A 21,792-nucleotide genomic window follows, 5' to 3' on the forward strand; every position below is an offset into this window, starting at 1 on the left:
TTTCATTGATTACTACGCAAAGTTTCATGAATAACCGTCATGAATAATTCATTGAGAGGAATTCCCGCTGTTTTGGCCATGGAGGAAATCACACTTCTCGGAGAAAAAGAACAATATAACCCAGCCTCTAAAAACCAAGGTTGTCCCTCTGGATCGATGCGGAAATCAAATAAACTATAGTGGCGACAACCCAAGGACTGATGACAGAGTTTAGCTACTTCCTGCACCCGTTGGGTCATAGGGTCATTACAGTCCACAATCCAAGACTTGATGTGATCTTTAGCGCTAAAATCCAAGTAACCATCATCGGTTTGCTTGAGTTTATCAGCATATTTGCGGATAGGCTTGTCGTGGGGGTCTAACTTATACTCTTCTAGGGGTAAACCTAATAACTCTCTGTCCTTGACAAGGATACCACATCTAACTTCTCGACCGAGTGGGATGAATGTTTCTACAATCACCTCATCTGCATATTCAAATGCTGTCTGCAAAGCAGCCTGATAATCAGTAGCCTCCTTGACTAAAGCCACTCCTAAAGAATTGTCAGAACTAACGGGTTTGATGACTACTGGTGGTGTAATTGTGGGTATGTCTCCTGGGCGGAGTAATTCTCCTCGAGGTACTTTGACTCCTGCTGCAGCGACAATTGCTTTAGTTCTGGCTTTGTGGCTACCTATTGCCATAATATCGGCAGTATTGCCAATATAAGGAATATTCAGCAGGTCGAATAGGGCGCGGTAGTAAGTCATTCCCGGAATACAAAACATTTGTGGTAAAACCAGGTCAATGTTTTGCGATGTAATAAATGTAACAGACTCAGCTAGAGAAATTGGTTTAGTGATAGCGATATCCTCTGGACTAAGAGAGGGAGGAAAACGCCACTGGCCATCAGGTGTAACGTATGCAATCTGAAAATCATAGCGTGATGAATCTGCCGTTGCTGTCAAACAGTCTTGGGCATAAAGGCGTGATAAATGACTATAAAATTCATTGTATGCAGACCCAACCAAATGCAGAATACGAAGTACAGACATAATAGACTTTCCTATAAATAGCAGTCTTGATCGAGACCAAGGAAAAATTTATCTTTTAATCGCCACCTAACTCCACCAACTTGCCAATATTGAAGTCTATTTTTACCCAACCTTTAAGCTGTTGTAGATTTTTCAGCAAGAGCAAGGTAATCTGCCAATGATGTAGAGTCAAAAATGGTACTGGGTCATCAAAGCAGAAAATAGCATCAGTACCTCTAAGGAGGATATTCACAGATGTTTGCAATTGTTTCCAGGAGCGGATAGCAGTTAGTCGCCAGATTTCGTGATATATCCAGTAAGTGGGCTTGCTAGTTGCTAGGGGTTCCAAAACTGTAGGTAGGGGAGTTTTACCAAGATAGGCTTGTGCAACACCAGGATGATTGTAGAACATTGTGATCGCCGAATGGGTACGGGGATTGCATTCGATGGCGTAAACTGTCCCATCTTCAGCTTGGATAAAGTCAAAGGAAACTTGCCCAGTCAGTGCTAAACTTTTAACGAAGTGTTGCACCCATTCACGAATTTGGGGATTTTCGACGTTTTCATAGTTGATTTGAAATGCAGAAGAGTAGGAGCAACAATGTAGTCTTAATTCCCCGTCCCGCACTGTGCTATGTGTACATAACTCCTTACCAGGAATAAACTCTTGCATAATCCAAGGGTTTTCGGAACTGATGGGTAAACTGTTGACAAAGGCCGCTGTCTCCTCTGGGGTGTCGCAGGGAAGTTTGGTTAAATTTAAGCGGCGAACAGAGTCGTAAGCCAGATTTTTGAGAATATATTTGCGGGTTTCTTGACTAAAATCAAAATTGATAACTTGTTCTGGATCGGTGATTTTAAAGGACTTGGGGACGGATAAACCAAGCTTTCGCGCCTGCTGGGTAAAAGCAAATTTATCATCTAGCATCTTGGTAATATCTGCATCAAAGTGGAAGACTTCGCAGTATTCTGATAGTATTGGCTTTGCCAAGGAGTCGTAGTAACTAGCTACAGGGCTACATACAGGGACATAAACCTCAACTTGCTCTTTTCTCACGATTTCTACTAAGGCCTGGATATAGCCGTCTGGGTCTGATTGAGGTGCTGGAACTGTATAAAAAGCACTGACAGAACGGGAGAATCTATGACCAGATAACCAGTATTTGTGAGTTTCAATCAGAATAACTCTGTGTCCGTCTGCATGGAAACAACGAGCCAGTTGCAATGCTTTGGTCATCTTGGCTCCACTTACCAGGATAGTCTGCTGTTGAGCTTTTTGTTGGGTGAATGGCGATTTCACAAGGCTCCACAGCAAAGATGTTAATACTATCAAAGCATTGAAGGGTAAGGCTATTAGTAATAAGACGAGGGTGCCAAGAGTTTTGAATATAGCCAGTATTTTTACCATGAAAGCCGGTTGTCAGGTTTTATCTATCACTAAATATCAAGAATAGGAAGGTAGGGGGAGATGAGGAAGCATTGATCCTGTTCATCTCCCTGAAAGCTTGGTTACGCTATGCGTCTAATCAGAGTCACACCATCTCGGATGGGTAAGAGAACTTGCTCCACACGAGGATCGGCTGCGACTACAGAATTAAACTGTGCGATCGCTTCACCATTGGCTGTGCGTTGTTCTGGTGGTAAATAAACTTGTCCCTGTAACAAAGTATTATCCACGCATATTAAGCCATCGGTGGTTAGTAAATGATGGTCTAAGATAGTGTGGAAGTACTCTACATACTCCTTTTTGTCAGCATCGATGAAAATCAAATCAAATGATTCTTTTCTGGCTGCTAATTTGTGTAGAGTCTCTAAGGCTGGTGCTACTTCTACAACTATTTTATAGCCGTGGGGAGACTCCCCAAAGCAAGCTTGAGCAAATTTTGCCACATAGAGGTCTACTTCACAACCTATAAGTTTTCCATCCCTTGGTAGAGCTTCAGCCATAGCTAAAGCTGAATATCCGGTGAACATTCCTACTTCTAGAATGCGTTTGGCTTTGGTCATGTGAACAAACATTTTCAATGTCTGTCCCTCCAGATGTCCTGAGAGCATTTCCTGCTCTAATTGACGCACTGTTTCGCGATCGCTAAAGCGTTTACCCCAATCTTCTTGACTAGTTTTTTGCGCCAATGCTGCTAAGGGTCTAGATTCCGGGGTGGTGTAATCATCCAAATAGGGGTCTAAACCTGCTGCTAATTGCACGGACTGGCGCAGAGAATCTAATATCTCTGGGGGAATATTGCTTTGTTGTGCTAATTTCAGGGTTTTCTCTAGCTGGGCGACTAAGATGCTATGTGGCGTTATTGGTCTAGCTGTTTGTTTTCCTACAATACTGGTCATCCCTTTACACCTCTAGTAGTTTGGCTTCTTGAGTTTCAATGTATGCATCAACCCCTTCTCCCTTCCGGGGGTATTGAGCACAAAGTTTTTTATGTTCAACTAAAGCCGCATCAAGTTCTTCACGGGTGAGATCATTAACAAAGAAGCACTCACCAATGGGACGAGGCATAGCAGCGCGTTGTTTGCCATCTCGTGTTAAGCTGATAGACTCGGTAGCATACCAGAGCAAATCGCTATTTAGTAGAGGATGATCCAGAGATAAACCTATACGACTCATCAAATCTAGGATGCGATCGCGCTCCGCTGTAAAAATATACCCCCGTTTTGCCGCGATGGTTGCAGACAAAGCCATATCTATGTTTACCGCATGACCATGATAGAGAGGTACGCGGGGTGCTAATTCTAGGGTAGGACTCCAAGTGTGTCCGTAAGCAATGACGCGATCAAGGTCTATTTCATGCAAGTTAGGAGTTTCCAACTCTAGCATAGTCTTGATAGCCTCATAGTTCACCTTATGGGCAATCTCTTTAAGTTCTGCTGTAGCATTCACGTGTCCAAAGTGAGTGGAAAGCAGTTGTTCGCCATATTCGTATAGTAGTTCAAACACTTGCGAGTTAGAAACTACAGCAATCTTAACTAATTCTGCCATCCCATTGCGAACTTGAGATATTGGCAAGGTCTTCAAAAATGAGAAGTCCAGAATTACCTTCAAAGGTGCATGATATGCTCCCAAGCGATTTTTCAACTTGCGATGATTAACTGCGACCTTAATCGCTACACCTGCATCAATTAAACCAATTAAGGTGGTAGGAACGCGAATATAGTTACTCTTACGACGGTAAGCAGCGCAAGCAAATCCCGCCACATCAGTAACTAGACCACCACCAACGACTAAAACCGGTTCTTTACGAACTAAGCCAAAGTTGGAAAAAGCATCGACAATTTTTTCAAAAGTTTCTAAGGTTTTAGCGGGTTCAGTAATGATGATGGGAAATACTGTCAGTTTAATCTCATAGTGCTGGAAATATGAGTTGATCTGCTGACCATAAAGTTCATAGACATTAGCATCAATCACGGTTAGACAGCGGCCAAATTTCTCATAGCTGTCAGCAATTTCTCTGTTTTTGATATCAAATGCACCATTCACATAGACAAGACTAAAGTCAATTTTTTCGTAACCTTCCACGTGAAACAGAGTTTCTGTAGCTTTAAAGGATGCTTGAACTTTATTCATGTTTCTTGACTGGATTCCAACTAAAAAATTCACTATTTCGGCGAAAATTACGATTTACCCTGATGAACGCCAGCAAAAAGTTATGCTTTTGCGCTTTTGAGAACAAAAACAACACAAAATGAGCTTTCCATAAAAAAGCTTAATTTTTTTACTGACTGGTAATGTGATTAAACAAAACCATTCATTGGAGTAAATTATGTAATTCGGTTAAGCTCTAATGGGAGAGCACACTTAAACTAGTCAAATGTCCCAGATTTGTGAATATCACAGTTCCACTTCGCATCTGGGGATTCTTGACTTCAATAGTGGAATGAATCTTTCCACTATCTTTCATTTTAGTGGCTTTCCGATGGTTAGATTCCTTAAAAGTCCTGTCCTGGAAAAATATGTGTAATGTTGATCTCCAAGCTTTAATTTGAGGTTAGAACCATGATTAACCCCGATTTCGCTGTTTCTTAGCATGACATCAAACCTTATATTGCTAAACTCATGACATTCTATTTAGCCGAGAACGACAGTGGATTTCTAGAAACTTTCTCTAATTGTTAACTAGTCCCACTGTATTTTGACTCTAGCAACTTACCCAAGGCTAAACTTGGTTGAACTCCTATCGTTGTCTACTAATTATGTTGTCTATTTCTGGGATGAGATGTGAGATCACAACCATTATTAACCGTCTAATTGCCGTTGTTTTGCATTAGTCTCAAAGCATAAAATAGCTAAACATGAAAGTTACTGATTAGACTCTATTGAGAATTTCAGGATAATTCCTGTTTCCTTCAATTAAGTTAATACCAGCCTCTGTTCCTGAAAATTCATAATTTCAACACAGTTAAAAACATTGTAACAAAACTTTACTCTTTTTCAGGAATAGTTGTAGACTCAAAAGAATCAAGTTTGTTGGCAGTAGCATTCTCATTCTGAGTTACTCCGGGTAACTTAATTCGCCAAATACTGGTGAGTAAATGAGAAATGCGGCACAAAGCATAACACCATGTTAATACGAATCATAACATAAGTAAATAAGTAAACCGCCAATTTTGCTAAATTCAGGTAGAAATAGGAGTTTGAGCACGGTACAGTTAGGGCTGAACCACTGAAATACTGACTCAGGGTACAGCTAAAGCCACATTCTTGAGGATATTCATTGGGCCGTATTGTTTAATTATCTGCATTTGTTCCTGGTTTCGTACCAGCAACGCCCCCGCAAATCCCAAGGAGTTAACAGATATACCATGAAAATCCTCACGCGATCGCGGTATAACTAACATCCATTCCCGTGTAGCTAAAAGATTGTAAGCTCCAGATTGTCTGTTGTGGTCAAGGGCTTCTAACCCCACAGCACTTAATAAGGTATGATATAGCTCTAGTGTAGTTACTGCGGCTGTGTATGGCGAATCCCTGGGGTTTAGTTTCCCCAAAGCGTGAACAAAAGGCAATCCTGGTATAGTAGTTACAGAATCTACAAATGCTGCGGATGTCAGTAGGGGTTCTATAGGTATTTGCAGCCCTGAAAGTGTGAGTGGTAAGGGTACCATTTGCAGGTGTTTATGTGGCTGACTAGCTCCAGCAAGTTTACCACCATTGTAAAACGCCAAACCCTCAAACTCAGCTAGACAAGCCCACATAGCTGTAAAATCCTCTAGGGTGAGTAATTTTTCCTGTTCTTCAAAGGCACGGGTGATAATTAGCAGGTGATAGTCAACAACATTGAACTTGTTTAATATACAAACATGACTCTGGGAAATATCGGCAACGAATAAATCTTGCTCATAGGGAAGAAAGGGATTAGTTTTTTTCTTTTGCTGCTCCTTGGCTATATCCTTGCGGAACAGATTAGATAAAATTCTGACTAAAAATTTAACACCATTGTCTTCGACAAATTCAAAATCAGTCGGTATTGACAGCAGCACCCCACATTCTAGGGCGTATTGGGTCTGATCCTTGATACTTTTCCACAACCTGTTAGGTTCCAGTAATATTTTTCCTGGTGCTATTTCTTTTTGGGACATGATAAAATATTTAATTATATTTTGTGTAACTTTTAATTCTGATTTTTAGAGGTTGTTTTATAACTTTCCCAGAGGTAATTTTTATCAGATTTTTACCCCCATTAATACCCCATTCCCTCCTCCCTGTTCCCTGTTCCCTAAGATAAAAATTACCTGTTGAAAACTTATCAAACATCCTCTTAGAAAAACATAATTTCAGCCAATTCAAAAAACATTTCTTCAAGGTTATTATCCATGGTGTCTTGGTTGAAGGTGCGCATAATTTCTGGACCAGCGAGGAATTCTCTGATAGTGATCTTCTGTTCTCTAAAGTCTCTGACAAAATCGCGGATAGCAGTAATAGTTTTAATTTCAGCTTCTACTTGTTCCACCATACTTGCAATAGCATCTATTCCTGCTCGCGCGGCTTTGCGACAGTCAGTAACCATTGTGCCTTCTGGGGTATTTTTCACTAGGCGAAGTTCCTGTTTCAATTTATGATATTGAGTTTTGAGGATTTGATTTTGCTGTTCTATCCTCATGCATTGACGATTTAAATCGTCTTGATTATTCATATCAATATATTTTCGGGATTGATGTTGCTGTTCAATTTCCAAGAGTCTGGCTAAGTCACCCTCTTGGTAGGCTTTGTTAATTTCTTTCATGATTTCAGTATGCAGGATTTGAGTTTCCCTATCTTTTACTTTGTCTGGGTGAAATATTTCTGCTAAACTTAGAAATGTCTGGCGAATTTTTCTGGCGGCTTCAGATTTGTTTACTGAAGAAAAGTTGAGGTTCTGCTGGGGTTCTTGGTATTCACCGTGTTCTTCTCTATGCTGATGTGAGAAATCATCTGTTACCTCCTCTGTGTCTTGAGATTCTGCATGATTACTAGGTTGAGGAGTGATAATTCTGGCAACCTGGAGTTGATTGTAAATTGCTTGAATATCTTTTTTGCTCTTCTTACCGAACTTTCTTTTATTCAAGATTTCATCAAACAGAGTATGAATTTCTCGGTCAATATCTATCAGTTCTTGGAAATTGGGATGATAGCGATTTAATATGTCCGTGGCTACGGAACGCATTTGTGTCAAAAAGTTCTGCAGTTCCGTCCGTTTTCGCTTAATTTGTTTTAATAACCACTTGTGTTCTTTGTCTAAAGTTTCCATGCGAAGATGGATAGATGACAGCGCCAGTGATGTTGTAGTTGCTGACTGGGATGAAGGTGTGGGTTTTTTCGGCATAAAGGAGGCCAGTCTGAGGAAATTTACATCTGATCAGATCGTACACCCACAATATTCAGTTTCATCATTTAATTCCAGCGATCGCAGTGGTCACAATTGCGCGAAACTGAAAGCAGATCATTAAGAAAGGAGAACCTAATGGGCTGGACTAAAGTTCTTGCGTCCGAGGCGCTGGAACCCAATGGTAGAGAGGTAGTAAAAGTTGGCACACGTAAAATTTTACTTGTCAACCATGAGAATCAGCTTTATGCTGTGGATAACACCTGTCCTCATTTAAAAATGCCGATGAAAAATGGCAAGATTACCGATGATGGGGCGATTGTTTGTCCTATACATCGCAGTGCTTTTGACTTAGGTACTGGAGAGGTAAAAGATTGGTGTCCATGGCCACCTGGTGTAGGTAAAGTCCTTTCCATGATTTCACAACAAAAAACCCTACCTGTATTCCCTGTGCGTGTGGAAGAAGGTAGTATTTGGGTTGATATCCAAGAGGAATAGTATCTTCTAAATGGCAAGCGTTAACTCACACTAGGGGCGATCGCTTGCCTGTATACAAATTGCTATAGTGAAGATGGCATAGTTATGAGTGGGAATCAAATCATGCTGGAAAATAGGGACTATACACTAATTATGGACAAAAGCGGTAGCATGGCTACCCCAGATCAGAAAGGTGGTAGAACTAGATGGCAATCTGCACAAGAATCTACCCTAGCCTTAGCCAGTAAGTGTGAGCAATTTGACCCAGATGGGATCACTGTATATTTATTTTCTGGTAGATTTAAGCGCTATGAGAATGTCAATGCGGCTAAGGTAACACAAATATTTCAAGAAAATGACCCATCTGGGTCCACAGACTTAGCATCTGTATTGAAAGACGCAATTGAGAATTACTTTGTACGCAAGAGCGCAGGTCAAACTAAGCCCAATGGCGAAATCATCTTGGTAGTAACCGATGGGGAACCCGATGACCGCAAAGCAGTAATGAAGGTAATTATCGAAGCTTCTCGCCGTATGGATACCGACGAAGAATTAAGTATTTCCTTGATTCAAGTTGGTACAGATACACAAGCTACCCGCTTTCTCAAGGTTTTAGATGATGATTTGCAAAGCGCTGGGGCGAAGTTTGATATCTGTGACACCGTGACAATGGAAGATATGGAGGACATGAGTTTATCAGAGGTACTACTCAATGCTATTACTGACTAGTTGAGCTTGGCGGTGTTCAAGATTGAATTAACCACAGATGATTCCCTTGTGGTTTGGGCTTTTTCTAGTTTTAATTGGGTAGTGATTAAGTTAAAACCATGGATTCTCTTGACAAAGTCCTGGGTGAACTCAAAGCTGAATATCATCAGGGTAAATCCCCAGGATCACAACCACAGAAAAACACAGCTAAATCCTCAACCCCACCACCACCAAAGTCTTTATCTTTAGAGGATAGTCTTTTGGCGCAGGTGCGGGCTGATTTTGCTGAACAAGATGCGCTTGAGGAGTTGCAAAAACAGCAAGCAATAGAACAGCAACAAATTCGCCAGGCTGAAATTAAGGCGCAAGGTTTAGCAGCTTTACGGGGGGAAGCACAAGCATGGTTGAAAACATTAGATCCGTTTTCTTCCGAAGGTCTTTGGTTTGAAAGGTTTGCTGAAGGTTATCCTTCTAAATTAGATGCGGCGATGGGATATTTACAAAGCGACGAATAAACAACTTAAAATAACCCGTTGTTAGTTTAAGCCTCTGGATGTTTTCTAGGGGTTTTATCTCTGGTAAACTTGGCTTTTAGCTAAATTTGTAAGGCCTTAAACCACTTACTTACCACTGTATTGATGGTTTGTTTGATTTGATGTTTACGATACCACTTTTGAAAAGCCATTTCGTACTCTTCCCCCTTAGTTTGAAAGGTATTCCAAGTATCTAGCCCTAATGTGCAGCTGCAAAATATTAAGAAATATAAAGACCAGGTAAGACCGCCACCGCCGAGGAAATCTAACAGCATCAAAAAAGTGTTAATAATTCCGTAATTACCTAGACGTTTCTTGAATTTTACGATGCGGTAGGCGTTGAAGGCTTGTCTTTGTTGGATTTCGCTCTGTTGCGATCGCCAGTCAATTTCTGCCAGATTCAGAGAATCTGGTGATATATCTAACTCTTGAGCAATTTCTAACAGTTGCTCATAAGAAAATTCCTTATTTTGGTCATCAGCTTGACGAGCGATCGCTAACTGAAGTATTTTCTGGACATCTTCTTGGCTATAAGAACGAAGCTGTTGAGGTTCAAATGCCGTCATAACATTATCTCTGAGTCTAAAAATTGGGGAATTGGCAGCTATTATTTTCACTTTATCTACACTAACAAATCTCAATGGGGTGTAGACAGATATTAGGGAAATTATCACCGGGGTTGTGGTTGCACAAAAGCGTAAATATCCTTAATAGCTTGTACCCAACCGTTAGAAACAGATTCCAGGATGCGATCGCCTTTTTCCTTGGTTGCGGTTGTAGCATCGCCAATTACCCCAGTTTTACTTATATTCTTTGTAGCCCAAGCTACGGGTAATTTACCTTCTAAGCTCAGTAAACTCCTTTCCTCTGGTTCTGGTGGATACTCAGCAACAGCTTGATCCATTTTTACCTGTTCTGGTAAAATTGCCAGCATAATACTAGTTTCAGCATCTCCGGCGTGCATACCTTGGGCTGCTTCCTTGGGTGTTAATAATTCTTTGGTAATATGAGGCACACGCCAAGTAAATAAGGGAAACACCAAAAAATCACCATATTGAATATGTAAATCCCGGGCTACCATTTGCATAACTTGGGGTTGTCCACCGTGTGAGTTCATTAACACCAATTTTCTAAACCCAGCGCGGTAAATACTTTCCCCCATTTCCATAATTACTGCTGTCAGGGTTTGAGTACTTAAAGTAATAGTTCCGGGGAAATGCCAATGCTCATTGGATTTACCATAATATAGGGTGGGTAAAGCATAGGCGGGAATACTTGTATCTAGCTTTTTGAGTGCTTCCCCCAATACTCCCACACCAATAGCAGCATCAACAATTAAAGGTAAATGGGGGCCATGTTGTTCAATTGCGCCCACCGGTTGAATAATAACCACATTTTCCTTATTTGGCATAGCTTGGATATCAGTCCAAGTTAGGTAGGGAAAAAATCTTTCAGGGGGAATAAAATTGTGCATATTAGTACTACGGTTGACTGGGATAGATGACGAAGCTATCCGCGAATGACTGTGATATTTCTGCATTTGATTATAACTCCCATGATTGTTGACGGTTGACGGTTGACCGACGCTTTATTAGCAACCATAAGTGGGAATATTATTAAAATTAATCGTATCAATTGATGAGAACAGACCAAAAGGGGGTAAAAATACCCCCATAGGCGACCCAGACTATCGCCCCAATCAATACTTAGGCAAAGACAAACTGACTGGAATCGTTAACATTCAGTTGGGTTTGGTTCACCCCTTCAATGAGGGCGACATCAGTACCACCAACTCGAATCAAGGTGTTGCCATTTTGACTGAATAGACTAACTTGATTAGTAGTAATACCACCCATGCCAATGCGGTCTATACTTAGTTCAAAGTCTTTGATTACATTGGGTACATCGGGTAAAGAACTGCCAACTACCAGCCAGAAATTATCTGCACCTTCACCGCCCCAGAGTAAGTTATTACCACCTTGTCCAGCGTAGAGACTATCATTACCATCGCCACCAAATAGGCGATCGCCCACGGTAGAAAACAGTTGGTCATCACCGGAACCACCATAGAGACGATTATGACCATTAGAGCTAGAGCGGAGGATATCCCGACTAGAGCCACCAAATAGTATTTGTCCCCGACCTTCTGCTACCTGAAGATGATCATGATCTGCAGCACCCAGGAGAATATTAGAATCATTTGCTTCTATGACCATCAGGGTGTCATTACCCCGACCGCCATCTACAACCGTATCAGCCACAGTCCCCTGGGATCCTAAATAGAGGGTATCATCACCATCGCCACCGCTGGCAAAACTGCCGCTACCTAGGGAAACAATATCATTGCCAGGACCGGCATAAATATTCACATTACTAGTCAAACTAGCTTCCACCATATCATCACCGTTACCGGTAAAAACCATAGACCCAGATTGAGTAATAGTCAGGTCATCACTTCCATCTGTTCCCTGAATTATTGCTGATGGTTGTGAAATAGGACTGCGTGGATTGTAAGAAACTGTATCAATTATCAGTGGGGTGGGGAAAGCACCGGCAATATTTTCCCACGGGACAAACTTAAAGTTGCTGTTGACGTTTTCTAATTCCCCATCATCCTCAACTAATTTTTCTGGTTGATTATTCCCGTCTTGGGTGACAAATAAACCGTAAGGGAAGTTTGAACCGAGGGGAACATTAATCACATCAGCACCATCAGACTCTTGTACGCTGTCAATGGCACCATTACTGCCCACAGCGAATCTCCCTAAGTATTCGTTATTACCTTGGCGATTATACACAGCAAAGGTGTCATCACCTTGACTAGATACTAGTAAGTAACCGGCACCATTAGCACCGTAGTAGATAGTCAATCCCTCAACATCATCAGTCAGATGTTGACCACCTAGGGCTTTAACTTGATCTATAAGGATACCATTGGTGTGGGCGGTGGGTTCTGCTAAGAATTTCCAAATACCGACATTTTCTTGACCAACGTACAGGAATCCGGTTTCTTGATCTGCTACCATACCCTCAGTTTGGGGGTCAACACCCGGTACTGTGGGAATAGTAAATTCCCTGACTCGCTCAACTCCAATCTTACCGTTACCCCGGTCTATTACCTGAAACTGAGCCACATCCCCTGTTTGTCTGCGATTGACAAAGACATAGTAATCATTGGTAAACGGGCTACGGTACATAGCCAGTCCGTAGGCGCTGCGGGAGGAGGTGGAATAGGGGGGGTTAAAGGGGGCTGTTTGGAATAGGTTACCAATACTGCGATCGCTGATGTCTTCTAAATATTCTCCCGGTTCCGTTGGTGATGGGTTGATTTTAAAAAATACCAGTGTATCATTACCGCGATCGCTGGCTACAGCAATATCTACAGACTCTCCCCCCAGCTGAAAACCATACTGCAAATCAATGTTATTGTATCTAACATTACCTGGGTTTACAGTCTGTAATAAGTTGCCAGACAGATCATAAACCCGGATACCGGCATTTTTAACCGCCGTTAACACCAAACTCTCCGCAGGATTGATAGCATTAACATAAATAGCCGGATCATCAGCATCAGCATTTTGGTCGAGTAACCCCTGGGCTGGGTCTTCATCATCAAACAGATCGGGACGAGTTTCTACCCTAGGGATAACAGTGGGAATTAAGTCGGCACTGAGGGTCAAAATCTGGGTAAATTGGTTCTGGTTAAAGTTATTATCACTGACTAGGACAATGGACTGACGACCATCTGACAATCGCGGTCCAAAGGCTAAACCCTCAATATTATCTAACCCAGTATCTAGATTCAAATCATTGAGATTTAACAGTAAGCGTTTGTGTGCCGGTACAATCCCTGCTAACTGCTCAGAATTCAAATCACTGAGGCTCTCGTAGAAACTAATGTCAGTCGCACCTTGAAGACTAACTTCATAAATCTTGATGGTAAAGCCTGTTCCGGGAACCCCAAGAGAAAAAGAGCGTTCCACAGCCAGCAAAGTCCCACGGTTATCAATAGCCAGTAAATCTACTAATCCATTATCACTAAAGGCGGTGACAGGGACTGGTGGTACTGCTACAGCATCGGTAATGTAGAGATATTCCTTTTCTGGTTGTCCAGAAAGTAAATTGTACTGGATAATGCGGGATGGGCTACCATTGACAAGGGAAGACCTTTCACCGTCTTGAATCAGAGCGTTTTCAGTGGCAGTGTATAAGGTTCTCTGGTCTGGTGTAATGGTCAGACTTTCAAAGGCTAGGTTATTACGAACCCCGGAGATTTGTCTATCTCCAGCATCCACAACCCCACTACCATTAGTATCCTCAATTAGAGGTAAGAATTTATTGGGCACTGGTAAAGAGCGGATTTCTTCCCCTGACAGGGAATATTCCTTAACAAAGGGATCAGTGATCCGTGCAGCATTAATATTTACCTCACCCTCAGAGGATACAAAGATAGTACCCTGATTGGTTAAGGCTATACCTTCTGGATCAACGGTCAAAGCTCCAAATAAACTACCATCAGTATTTTGGATGGGAGTAACATTGACAAAGTTGACATTTAATGTATCTAGGTCAAGGGTAAAGGTATAGAAACGAGCTGGTCCAAATTGGGAGCGATCGTCAGAAATGCCATAGTAAAGATTGTTGCCAGCATCGTAGGCTACACCAGACAATCCTCCCATGGGGACATTAACATCATTGATTGTTCCCGCTGTCCCTGGAGGAATAAAACCAGTGGCAAAGGTAGTTTGCCCTAAAAACTCGACTCCCCGAATAATATTCCCAGAAACAGCTGGCTGCTGTTGAATATCAACCCACACCAAACGATGATCAGAACTGGGAAAGGGAAAAGTCCCCACCGGGGAAAAATTGGGGTCAGTGTTTACAGGCCAAAATACTGCTGAGTTAATAATTTGCAGGTCAGATGAAGGTAGTACATAGTCAGCGCGTAGGTTACCAGGGTTATTATCAGCAAAATCCGCAGTATCGAAAGCTGGATTACCTTGGTGGTTAGCATTAGCACGCCCCTGTAATTCTGACTGTTGTACAGCGCCAACACTACTAGGAATAAAATTAGTGTTAATACTGGGGTTTTGTAGTAGTTGAAGAATGGCACGATCAAAACTATCTCCGTCAAAGGGATCAGCATTTTGGTCACCCATGATGACAAAGGAGGAGCCAGGAGTTAAACCTCCTCTTCTTCCCTGATCATCATATATGTAGTCACCTTTCCCAGGAGTAACATAGTCAGCCCAAAAGCGGATTTCATCATAGTTGCGCTTACCATTGCGGTCTTCTAGACCATCAAACACAGGTGGTGTAGGGTGACTGGCCAAAACATGAATCGTTTTACCATCGATTTGGATGGGTACATCCCAATGACTTTTAGAAGAAAGACGCAGCACTGCTTGTTCTTCTTGTGAGTACCAAGGACTATCAGACCCAGGAAGGGCAATAGTGGGTAATAGGGAATCTGGCATATCCTGCCAGAGAAAGTTCAAGAAAGTACGAACGTTGCTAAGATTAATGGGGTATTTAGACAATAACAACATCCCAAATTGACCGGGATAACTGCCAAAACCAAAGGCATCATCACCATAACCTGGTGTGCCGGGAATAGTTGCAACTACACCGTTATTATTTAAATCAAATCCAGAGGGAATACCTGTGTTAGAGGGGGCAATAAAGTAATAGGGATAATCTACGGGCTGGGCACCATTTTGACCCACAAGCAGATAATTCTGCAGAAATAATTCCACTGGTTGAGTGGGATTTTCTGTAAAGTAATCAAACTCATTAATCAGTAAAATATCCGGTTGAACACGCTGAATTATTTCTGCTACACTTCTGGCTTGAGCATTATCAAGTACAGATAAATCTTCCCCTAATTTACCATTGGCATTGCGGTTTAAAGAGGCATTGAACTGAGAAAAGCGGATCGGTGTGGTGTCTATCATTTGCCAGTCCTAATTTCCATGTTCAGTAGTTATTTCTTGGTAAGTCAAACTCTTGAGTACGTGGTTTAATAAATTACTAGTGGTAAATAAATCCCGAACCTTGGAGATACCATAGTAATCACAGTAGGGCATCCCCTGGATTAACTTGCTTACCTTCTCCTGAAGCTAAAGCCTTGAGATTAAGAAATAATTAGTAAATGGTTAAAAATAATTGATTTTTCCCCAGTTGCAACCCAGTAGAAATTAGGTTGTTGACGGTTGACTTTTCAGTGTTAACTGGCTATGACTGGGATAAATTACGCAGCTATTCCCAGATTCATGTAATATTTCTGCCTTGGTTACTTAGGGCTATTTCGCTGGTAGTGCGATCGCCCCTTAAACCCTAAGTATTAATCCTTGCTCACATAAATAACACAACTAACAGCGATCGCCTACCGCACTCAACGCTTTAACCCCAATTTCTCAGTTACATCATCCATGAATTGCGATCGCCTTAGTGCTGTTTCAATGCACTAGTTAATCATCACCCAAGTTCAACCAAAATAGCTGGAATAGTTATTCTTCTGTTTTGACATCGTCAATCTAGCGAGTGGCGATTAACCTCTGTCTCTTGCTGTATAAGGGTTTGAGGGGATTTGTTAATATGCTAAAGTCCATTATGGCTAACGCCACGCTATCGCTATCAGCCGTTAAGTTTCTTGAACCATGGCTATCGCTATCGGAAAGTGCCTCTAGAGTTCTTATAGGGTAAGTGTTTAAAATGGAAGATTCCCCACTCCCTGGGGACACTAATCGAATGGAAACTTTATGTATTGGAATCAATCCAATTAGCATCCCGATGAGAGAATGATTGAAGCAACGCCATCTGGTAATCTAAAAGCCCGCTGGCTTCAATAAAGGTCTATATTTTAATTTGTAATGAATGTTTAATGTAAATTGAAACGCTTTTTGATAAGCATAATATTCGATATCAAAAGACATAATTCCCCGATTATGATCACAATTAATAACAGGTTGAACATTGTATTCCATTTTAAATTCAGAACCATTTCTGTCTCGTACAAAAATCTGCTCACCATCCTCAATTCCTTCTATTGGTTGACCCATAAGCCATTCAGAGTGTATTGATGACCCATTATCACATAACACATCAAACTCTAAATGATATGGATGAACATCTATAACTTTACACTTGTATAAACCACTTTTAGTTTTTAATTTGGCTGAAGAAAAAAAAGGGTTTAACGAATCAAGTCTACCCCACGCATCATCACAAGGCTCTGCTAGACTAGCAGAGCTAAAGGAAATAACAGATAGTACTGCAAAACTAAGCTCTTTTAACATCAGTAAATCATATTATCGTAGTAATTTGCAACACCAAGCAGCGCAATAATACAAGTAAGTTTCTTGCCAAGAATATGAATGGTTTCCGGAAATCCTCTGAGATTTTTTCGTCATAATTTTAAATCTTTCATCATACTGACATCTTTGTAACAAGATATCCCCGACTTCTTAGGATGATATTATCAGGTAACCATCAATTTTCATAGAAGTCGGGGATATTGTCTAACAGAAGCTTCCTAAAAAATCCATCTTTGGATAGAATAATATCGCTTGATATTGAATATAAAAAAATACACTCATTTAACTATAGGATTCTAAGTAACCCACCAGTCCGCTTTCAGTGGACTTTAGCTATCAGACAGGGAATTTATTCCCTGGCTAATAAGCACTAACTAACAGCCTTTTGGGTCCCACGGTCTTGAAGTGAACCCAACCTTATGTAAAACTGAGGATCTTTCGTTTTATCGCCTACATCTGAGGAACTAAAACATGGCGCGTCTAGCCCTGCTGAGTGTATCTAACAAAACTGGTATAGTTGACCTCGCCCGTCGCCTGGTCGAAGAATTTGAATTTAATTTAATCAGCAGCGGGGGAACCGCCCAAACCCTCAAGGATGCGGGACTACCAGTGACAAAGGTTTCTGATTACACAGGTTCACCTGAGATTTTAGGTGGTCGAGTTAAAACCTTACATCCTCGCATTCATGGCGGAATTTTGGCGCGGCGGGATATTCCCCAACATTTAACAGATTTAGAAACTAACCAAATTCGCCCCATTGATTTAGTAGTTGTCAATCTTTATCCCTTTGAGGAGACCATTGCTAAACCCGGGGTAACATTATCGGAGGCGGTGGAACAAATTGATATTGGTGGTCCGGCGATGTTACGGGCTGCGTCGAAAAATTTCGCCCATCTCACCGTATTATGTGACCCAGGACAGTATGAGGAATATTTACAGGAATTACGCCAAAATAACGGGACTGCATCCCTAGATTTTCGCCAGAAATCTGCTTTAAAAGGTTTCTCCCATACAGCTAGTTATGACCAAGCCATAGCAGCTTATCTGAGCCAACAATCTGAGAATACTTACAACCTGTCCGGTCAGCAATTACAATCTCTGCGTTATGGTGAAAACCCCCATCAACCTGCTGCTTGGTATCAAACCGGTACAACTCCCACCGGTTGGGCTGCGGCTACGAAATTGCAAGGTAAGGAACTGAGTTATAATAATTTGGTGGATTTAGAAGCCGCCCGCCAAATTATTGCGGAGTTTACTGATACCCCAGCAGCAACGGTGATTAAACATACTAACCCCTGTGGTGTGGCTTTGGGTGATACCCTGGTGGAAGCATATCAAAAAGCCTTTAATGCTGATGCTCTTTCGGCTTTTGGGGGAATTGTCGCACTCAATCACCCCATTGATGTGGCTACAGCGGAAGAGTTAACTAAGACATTTTTAGAATGTGTGGTTGCTCCCGGTTGTGAAGCCGCAGCCCAAGAAACTTTAGCAGCAAAATCTAAACTACGGATTTTAACTTTACCAGATTTGACTAGTGGCCCTCAAGAAACTGTCAAGGCGATCGCCGGGGGTTTTCTTGTCCAGTCCGCTGATGATAAAATAGCTGATAGTGGTGAATGGCAAGTAGTCACAGAACGTCAACCCACCCCCGACGAGTTAGCTGAGTTACTCTTTGCTTGGAAGGTTTGTAAACACGTCAAATCTAATGCTATTGTCATTACTCGCGATCGCACTACTCTAGGGGTAGGTGCTGGTCAAATGAATCGGGTCGGTTCAGTGAAAATCGCCTTAGAACAAGCAGGCGCAAAAGCCCAAGGTGCAATTCTCGCCAGCGATGGATTTTTCCCCTTTGATGATTCAGTTAGAACAGCCGCAACTGCGGGAATTACTGCAATTGTCCAACCAGGTGGAAGTTTGCGCGACCAGGATTCTATCAAGGCTGCAAATGAACTAGGTTTAGTAATGGTGTTAACTGGCATACGTCACTTTTTACACTAAACTTCTGCTCAGTGGTTGTATGACAGTTAATAAACTGTCACATATCAAACTTGCCTTTTGAGTAACTAACAGTACTATCTAATAGTGTGTGAGGAGCAAGTTAAAAATAAAAAGCGTTTGGGGTGGAAACACGGCAACACTCCCAGGCGCTTTTTGTTTTTTCACCATTAGCTGTATGGCTTTAGTTTAAGATTTTCTTTCCAGTGGGTTAGGGATGTATTTAAAATCTGGCTCCCGATTCCAAGGGCCACGCTGATCCTTACCATCACCATTTGCAGATAGGTTGTAATAAATATCAACGGTTTCATCGGGTTGAATATTCCCAAAAAATGGCTCACTTAATTTCCCTAATGAATCTAGAGCCTTCATAAACATTCTAGTGTGAGAAACTTCCCTGGTTAACAGGTGCACTAAAGTATTTTTAGTCCCTTGGTCCGTTGCTAGTTTAATTAATTCCTCATAAGTTTGACGTGCGCCAGCTTCAGCTGCAATATTAGCTCTTAAATCCCGAACTACATCGCCACCTTCATTCAAGTAATGTGCTGTCCAAGCACTCCCTTGACTATCTAAAAAGTGGGGCCCCATACCTCTAACAGCAAAAAGAGTACTTTTATATGCTTCGGTCTGGTCGGTATTTTTGGTATGAGCTTCAATTAGTTTCCCCACCATTTCCAGGTGGCTAAATTCTTCAATCGCAATATCTTGGAGCATATCCCGAATTCCAGGATCTTCCACATGAAAAGACTGTACCCAATATTGCAAAGCTGCTGATAGTTCCCCGGTTGCTCCCCCAAACTGCTCTAGAAGTAATTGCGCAAAACGAGGGTCAGCTTCAGAAACATTCACAGGGTGAATAGGCTCTTTTTTGTGGTAAAACATAAATACCTCTGATAAAAAGCATTTTTAATCGCGAGTAATAGCCCAGCTGAATAAAATCATGGTCGGCTAAAAAATCAAGAATTTACTATCATTAAGTTGAGATTATCAATTCCCACGGACAATGCTTTCTGTCAGAGGAAATAGTTATAAGAATCAAAAGTAAGATCCGCGACTTCTCACATAATTAGAGATGCTCTACCATAATTTATCTAGAAGTCGGGGATCTTTGGGGCGATCGCCTGTACGGTGTTTAAACGCAAAGGTCGCTAAGTACACGCAAAGGTTCGCAAAGGTGTTTTTTTGGGAAGATGTTTTATTTGGGTGGGTGGGGTCGGATTACTAGATCCCAGACTTCTCACATAATTAGAGATACTCTATTAGAGATACTCTGGGATAATTTATCTAGAAGTCGGGGATCTGCGGGTAGATTTCTCCTCACAAGGGAGATTAAGGTGGTAAAGATGTGATGAAAATTACCTGTTGAAAACTTATCAAACATTCTCGAAGATATAATTATATTGTGATATTATTTGTTATAATAAGTACTGTAATTTCAACCTCTTGAACCAAATTAAATAACACTCCAAATTACTCAATACAAATTACTCAAATTGATTCAAAAGCAAATTTAAATATAAATTCTGTTTTTTGATTTTCCCATGTCATTTGCAATCTCAGGAGGCGGAAATGATCAGTCTAACTAAGCTTAAAATAAACGCAGGAACCATTAACAAAAAAGAAAAAATGAGAGCCATAGCATATAGTATGGATTTAATGTTTCCAGGTTTATATATTTGGTTTTTTGGCTTATCATTTCGGATTGGCGGTGAAACTCCAGATGATGATCCATATAAATATCCGGGGATGATCAATGCACCTCTTGGTATAGGCTTAGTCTTACCTGGGTATAAAATCTTCACTACTTATCACGGTAGCTATGACCCTGAACAAACATGAGATCCAGGGTCTAAAAAAATTTGATGTACCTACAATTAGCTCGATCCATTTTCAGCAAATGATGGAAGCAGCTGGATATTCAATTTCAGCTAGTGCACCAGCAAAGGGTGGTAGATTTAAGGTTTGGTGGTCACATTCTAGTTATCCCAGGGTTGAGTCTATATATTCGCCGGATAAACTTCTTGTGATTACTGCTTATCACGTGTATTAGTGGTGTAAGTAATTACGGGTATCTGTGGGTTCTGTTAGGCGATCGCCTGTACTGTGTTTAAACGCAAAGGTCGCTAAGTACGTGCAAAGGTTCGCAAAGGTGTTTTTTGACAATATTTTAATTAACTGCTTCGGGTCCAATTACCTGTTGATTCTGGCTTTCTTTTTTTCCTAGCTCTTGGTTTAATTTTAAGAGTTGCTCTAAAATGTCATCTTCAGGTTTAAATTTATAGGCTTCCATAACTAATTTATCTAGTTGTTCATGGAGTTTATATAGTTTGCTGCTGGGTTCGTTGTAGAATTTATTATATAATGTGGTGATTCCCCACTGTTTAGAATCCATTTCTTGAGTCCGATATTCGTGGAGTTCTATGGCTTTGGCTCGGATATTTTCCACTATCTCCCCTGTTGCTGTCTGGGGAAAGGGAAAGGTTTCAAAGCAGGTATTATGTGTGTAGCAAGTTGTATTTCCTAAAGTTGATTTTTGCGCGTGCATCCAAGTACGATGAATGTTAGATGTTAAAATTCCCAAAATATAAAAATCATCAGACACAACAACTTTAGTTTTATTACCTGGTAGCCATTCAGAAGGACATGGAATAAAAATTGCCCATTTTGATACTTCGGGAACTGCAAAGTAATAAGATAAAGATGAAATGGCTTTTCTCATAGCTGGTCTTTTTTCGCCATATTTCCACCAATTCAATCTGGTAACATCTCTACGGTTTTTATCTCTTTCTGGCTTGACATTAATTTTAATATGCTCAAAGGGTAATTGATACTCACTCGCATCTTCAATACTCATATCATTAAAATCAATAATCCAACGCTCTGGTTTACCATGGGGATTTTGCGCCAGATTTGCACCCATGGAAAATAGTTTTAATAC

General features: G+C 41.1%; 18 protein-coding genes. 6 read left to right on the forward strand and 12 right to left on the reverse strand.

Annotated features, from left to right (window positions below):
* Positions 1-2: 2 nt before the first annotated feature.
* From PN447_RS02825 to PN447_RS02850, 6 genes are all read right to left on the reverse strand, one after another.
* Positions 3-1,034: a D-alanine--D-alanine ligase family protein gene (locus tag PN447_RS02825; protein WP_271760667.1), complete on the reverse strand. Its 1,032-nt coding sequence runs from the start codon at positions 1,032-1,034 to the stop codon at positions 3-5.
* Between the two features lie 55 nt (positions 1,035-1,089).
* A complete protein-coding gene (locus PN447_RS02830) occupies positions 1,090-2,421 on the reverse strand; it encodes an ATP-grasp domain-containing protein (RefSeq protein WP_271760668.1) in 1,332 nt (443 codons plus the stop codon).
* A gap of 101 nt (positions 2,422-2,522) precedes the next feature.
* Complete coding sequence (locus PN447_RS02835) at positions 2,523-3,356, reverse strand: O-methyltransferase (protein ID WP_271760670.1); 834 nt, start codon at positions 3,354-3,356, stop codon at positions 2,523-2,525.
* A gap of 4 nt (positions 3,357-3,360) precedes the next feature.
* Positions 3,361-4,590 (reverse strand): sedoheptulose 7-phosphate cyclase, encoded by a 1,230-nt coding sequence (locus PN447_RS02840; RefSeq protein ID WP_271760671.1) that lies wholly within the window; start codon positions 4,588-4,590, stop codon positions 3,361-3,363.
* A gap of 1,109 nt (positions 4,591-5,699) precedes the next feature.
* Positions 5,700-6,602, reverse strand: coding sequence for an ATP adenylyltransferase family protein (locus PN447_RS02845; RefSeq protein ID WP_271760673.1), 903 nt, complete (start codon positions 6,600-6,602; stop codon positions 5,700-5,702).
* 179 nt (positions 6,603-6,781) lie between these two features.
* Positions 6,782-7,825: a J domain-containing protein gene (locus PN447_RS02850; protein WP_271760674.1), complete on the reverse strand. Its 1,044-nt coding sequence runs from the start codon at positions 7,823-7,825 to the stop codon at positions 6,782-6,784.
* Positions 7,826-7,963: 138 nt separating this feature from the next.
* Between PN447_RS02850 and PN447_RS02855 the strand changes: the two genes are divergently transcribed.
* The 3 genes from PN447_RS02855 (at position 7,964) to PN447_RS02865 (ending at position 9,525) form a co-directional block, all read left to right on the forward strand.
* Positions 7,964-8,323: a Rieske (2Fe-2S) protein gene (locus tag PN447_RS02855; RefSeq protein WP_271760676.1), complete on the forward strand. Its 360-nt coding sequence runs from the start codon at positions 7,964-7,966 to the stop codon at positions 8,321-8,323.
* A 102-nt stretch (positions 8,324-8,425) separates the two neighbouring features.
* A complete protein-coding gene (locus tag PN447_RS02860; RefSeq protein WP_271760678.1) occupies positions 8,426-9,031 on the forward strand; it encodes a vWA domain-containing protein in 606 nt (201 codons plus the stop codon).
* Between the two features lie 98 nt (positions 9,032-9,129).
* Entirely contained in the window at positions 9,130-9,525 is a 396-nt protein-coding gene (locus PN447_RS02865) for a salt stress protein, Slr1339 family (protein WP_271760679.1), read from the forward strand.
* 80 nt (positions 9,526-9,605) lie between these two features.
* Here PN447_RS02865 and PN447_RS02870 read toward each other — a convergent pair whose 3' ends face one another.
* The 3 genes from PN447_RS02870 to PN447_RS02880 all read right to left on the reverse strand — a co-directional run bounded on the left by PN447_RS02870 (position 9,606) and on the right by PN447_RS02880 (position 15,497).
* Positions 9,606-10,109 (reverse strand): 2TM domain-containing protein, encoded by a 504-nt coding sequence (locus tag PN447_RS02870; protein ID WP_271760681.1) that lies wholly within the window; start codon positions 10,107-10,109, stop codon positions 9,606-9,608.
* 104 nt (positions 10,110-10,213) lie between these two features.
* The gene (locus PN447_RS02875; RefSeq protein ID WP_271760682.1) at positions 10,214-11,017 is read right to left on the reverse strand and encodes a creatininase family protein; all 804 of its coding nucleotides are present in this window, start codon (positions 11,015-11,017) and stop codon (positions 10,214-10,216) included.
* Positions 11,018-11,249: 232 nt separating this feature from the next.
* On the reverse strand, positions 11,250-15,497 hold the full coding sequence (locus PN447_RS02880; RefSeq protein ID WP_271760683.1) for a phytase: 4,248 nt from the start codon (positions 15,495-15,497) through the stop codon (positions 11,250-11,252).
* Positions 15,498-15,745: 248 nt separating this feature from the next.
* Here PN447_RS02880 and PN447_RS02885 point away from each other — a divergent pair, with 248 nt between their 5' ends.
* Positions 15,746-15,883 carry a hypothetical protein gene (locus PN447_RS02885; RefSeq protein ID WP_271760684.1) on the forward strand — a complete coding sequence of 46 codons (138 nt, stop codon included), beginning with the start codon at positions 15,746-15,748 and terminating at the stop codon, positions 15,881-15,883.
* 487 nt (positions 15,884-16,370) lie between these two features.
* On the opposite strand, the gene PN447_RS02890 is transcribed toward PN447_RS02885, so the two are convergent.
* Positions 16,371-16,841: a hypothetical protein gene (locus PN447_RS02890; protein WP_271760686.1), complete on the reverse strand. Its 471-nt coding sequence runs from the start codon at positions 16,839-16,841 to the stop codon at positions 16,371-16,373.
* A gap of 489 nt (positions 16,842-17,330) precedes the next feature.
* Between PN447_RS02890 and purH the strand changes: the two genes are divergently transcribed.
* Positions 17,331-18,857, forward strand: a complete 1,527-nt coding sequence (gene purH, locus PN447_RS02895; RefSeq protein WP_271760687.1) for a bifunctional phosphoribosylaminoimidazolecarboxamide formyltransferase/IMP cyclohydrolase — start codon at positions 17,331-17,333, stop codon at positions 18,855-18,857.
* A gap of 186 nt (positions 18,858-19,043) precedes the next feature.
* On the opposite strand, the gene PN447_RS02900 is transcribed toward purH, so the two are convergent.
* A complete protein-coding gene (locus PN447_RS02900) occupies positions 19,044-19,736 on the reverse strand; it encodes a manganese catalase family protein (RefSeq protein WP_271760689.1) in 693 nt (230 codons plus the stop codon).
* A gap of 744 nt (positions 19,737-20,480) precedes the next feature.
* On the opposite strand from PN447_RS02900, the gene PN447_RS02905 reads away from it, so the two are divergent.
* A complete protein-coding gene (locus PN447_RS02905) occupies positions 20,481-20,693 on the forward strand; it encodes a hypothetical protein (protein ID WP_271760691.1) in 213 nt (70 codons plus the stop codon).
* Between the two features lie 328 nt (positions 20,694-21,021).
* Here the strand turns inward: PN447_RS02905 and PN447_RS02910 are convergent.
* Positions 21,022-21,792, reverse strand: a 771-nt coding sequence (locus tag PN447_RS02910) for a type IIL restriction-modification enzyme MmeI (RefSeq protein ID WP_334311071.1), incomplete at its 5' end; no start/stop codon positions are given.

Source organism: Anabaena sp. CS-542/02 (genome assembly GCF_028331085.1).
Lineage (GTDB): Bacteria > Cyanobacteriota > Cyanobacteriia > Cyanobacteriales > Nostocaceae > Anabaenopsis > Anabaenopsis arnoldii.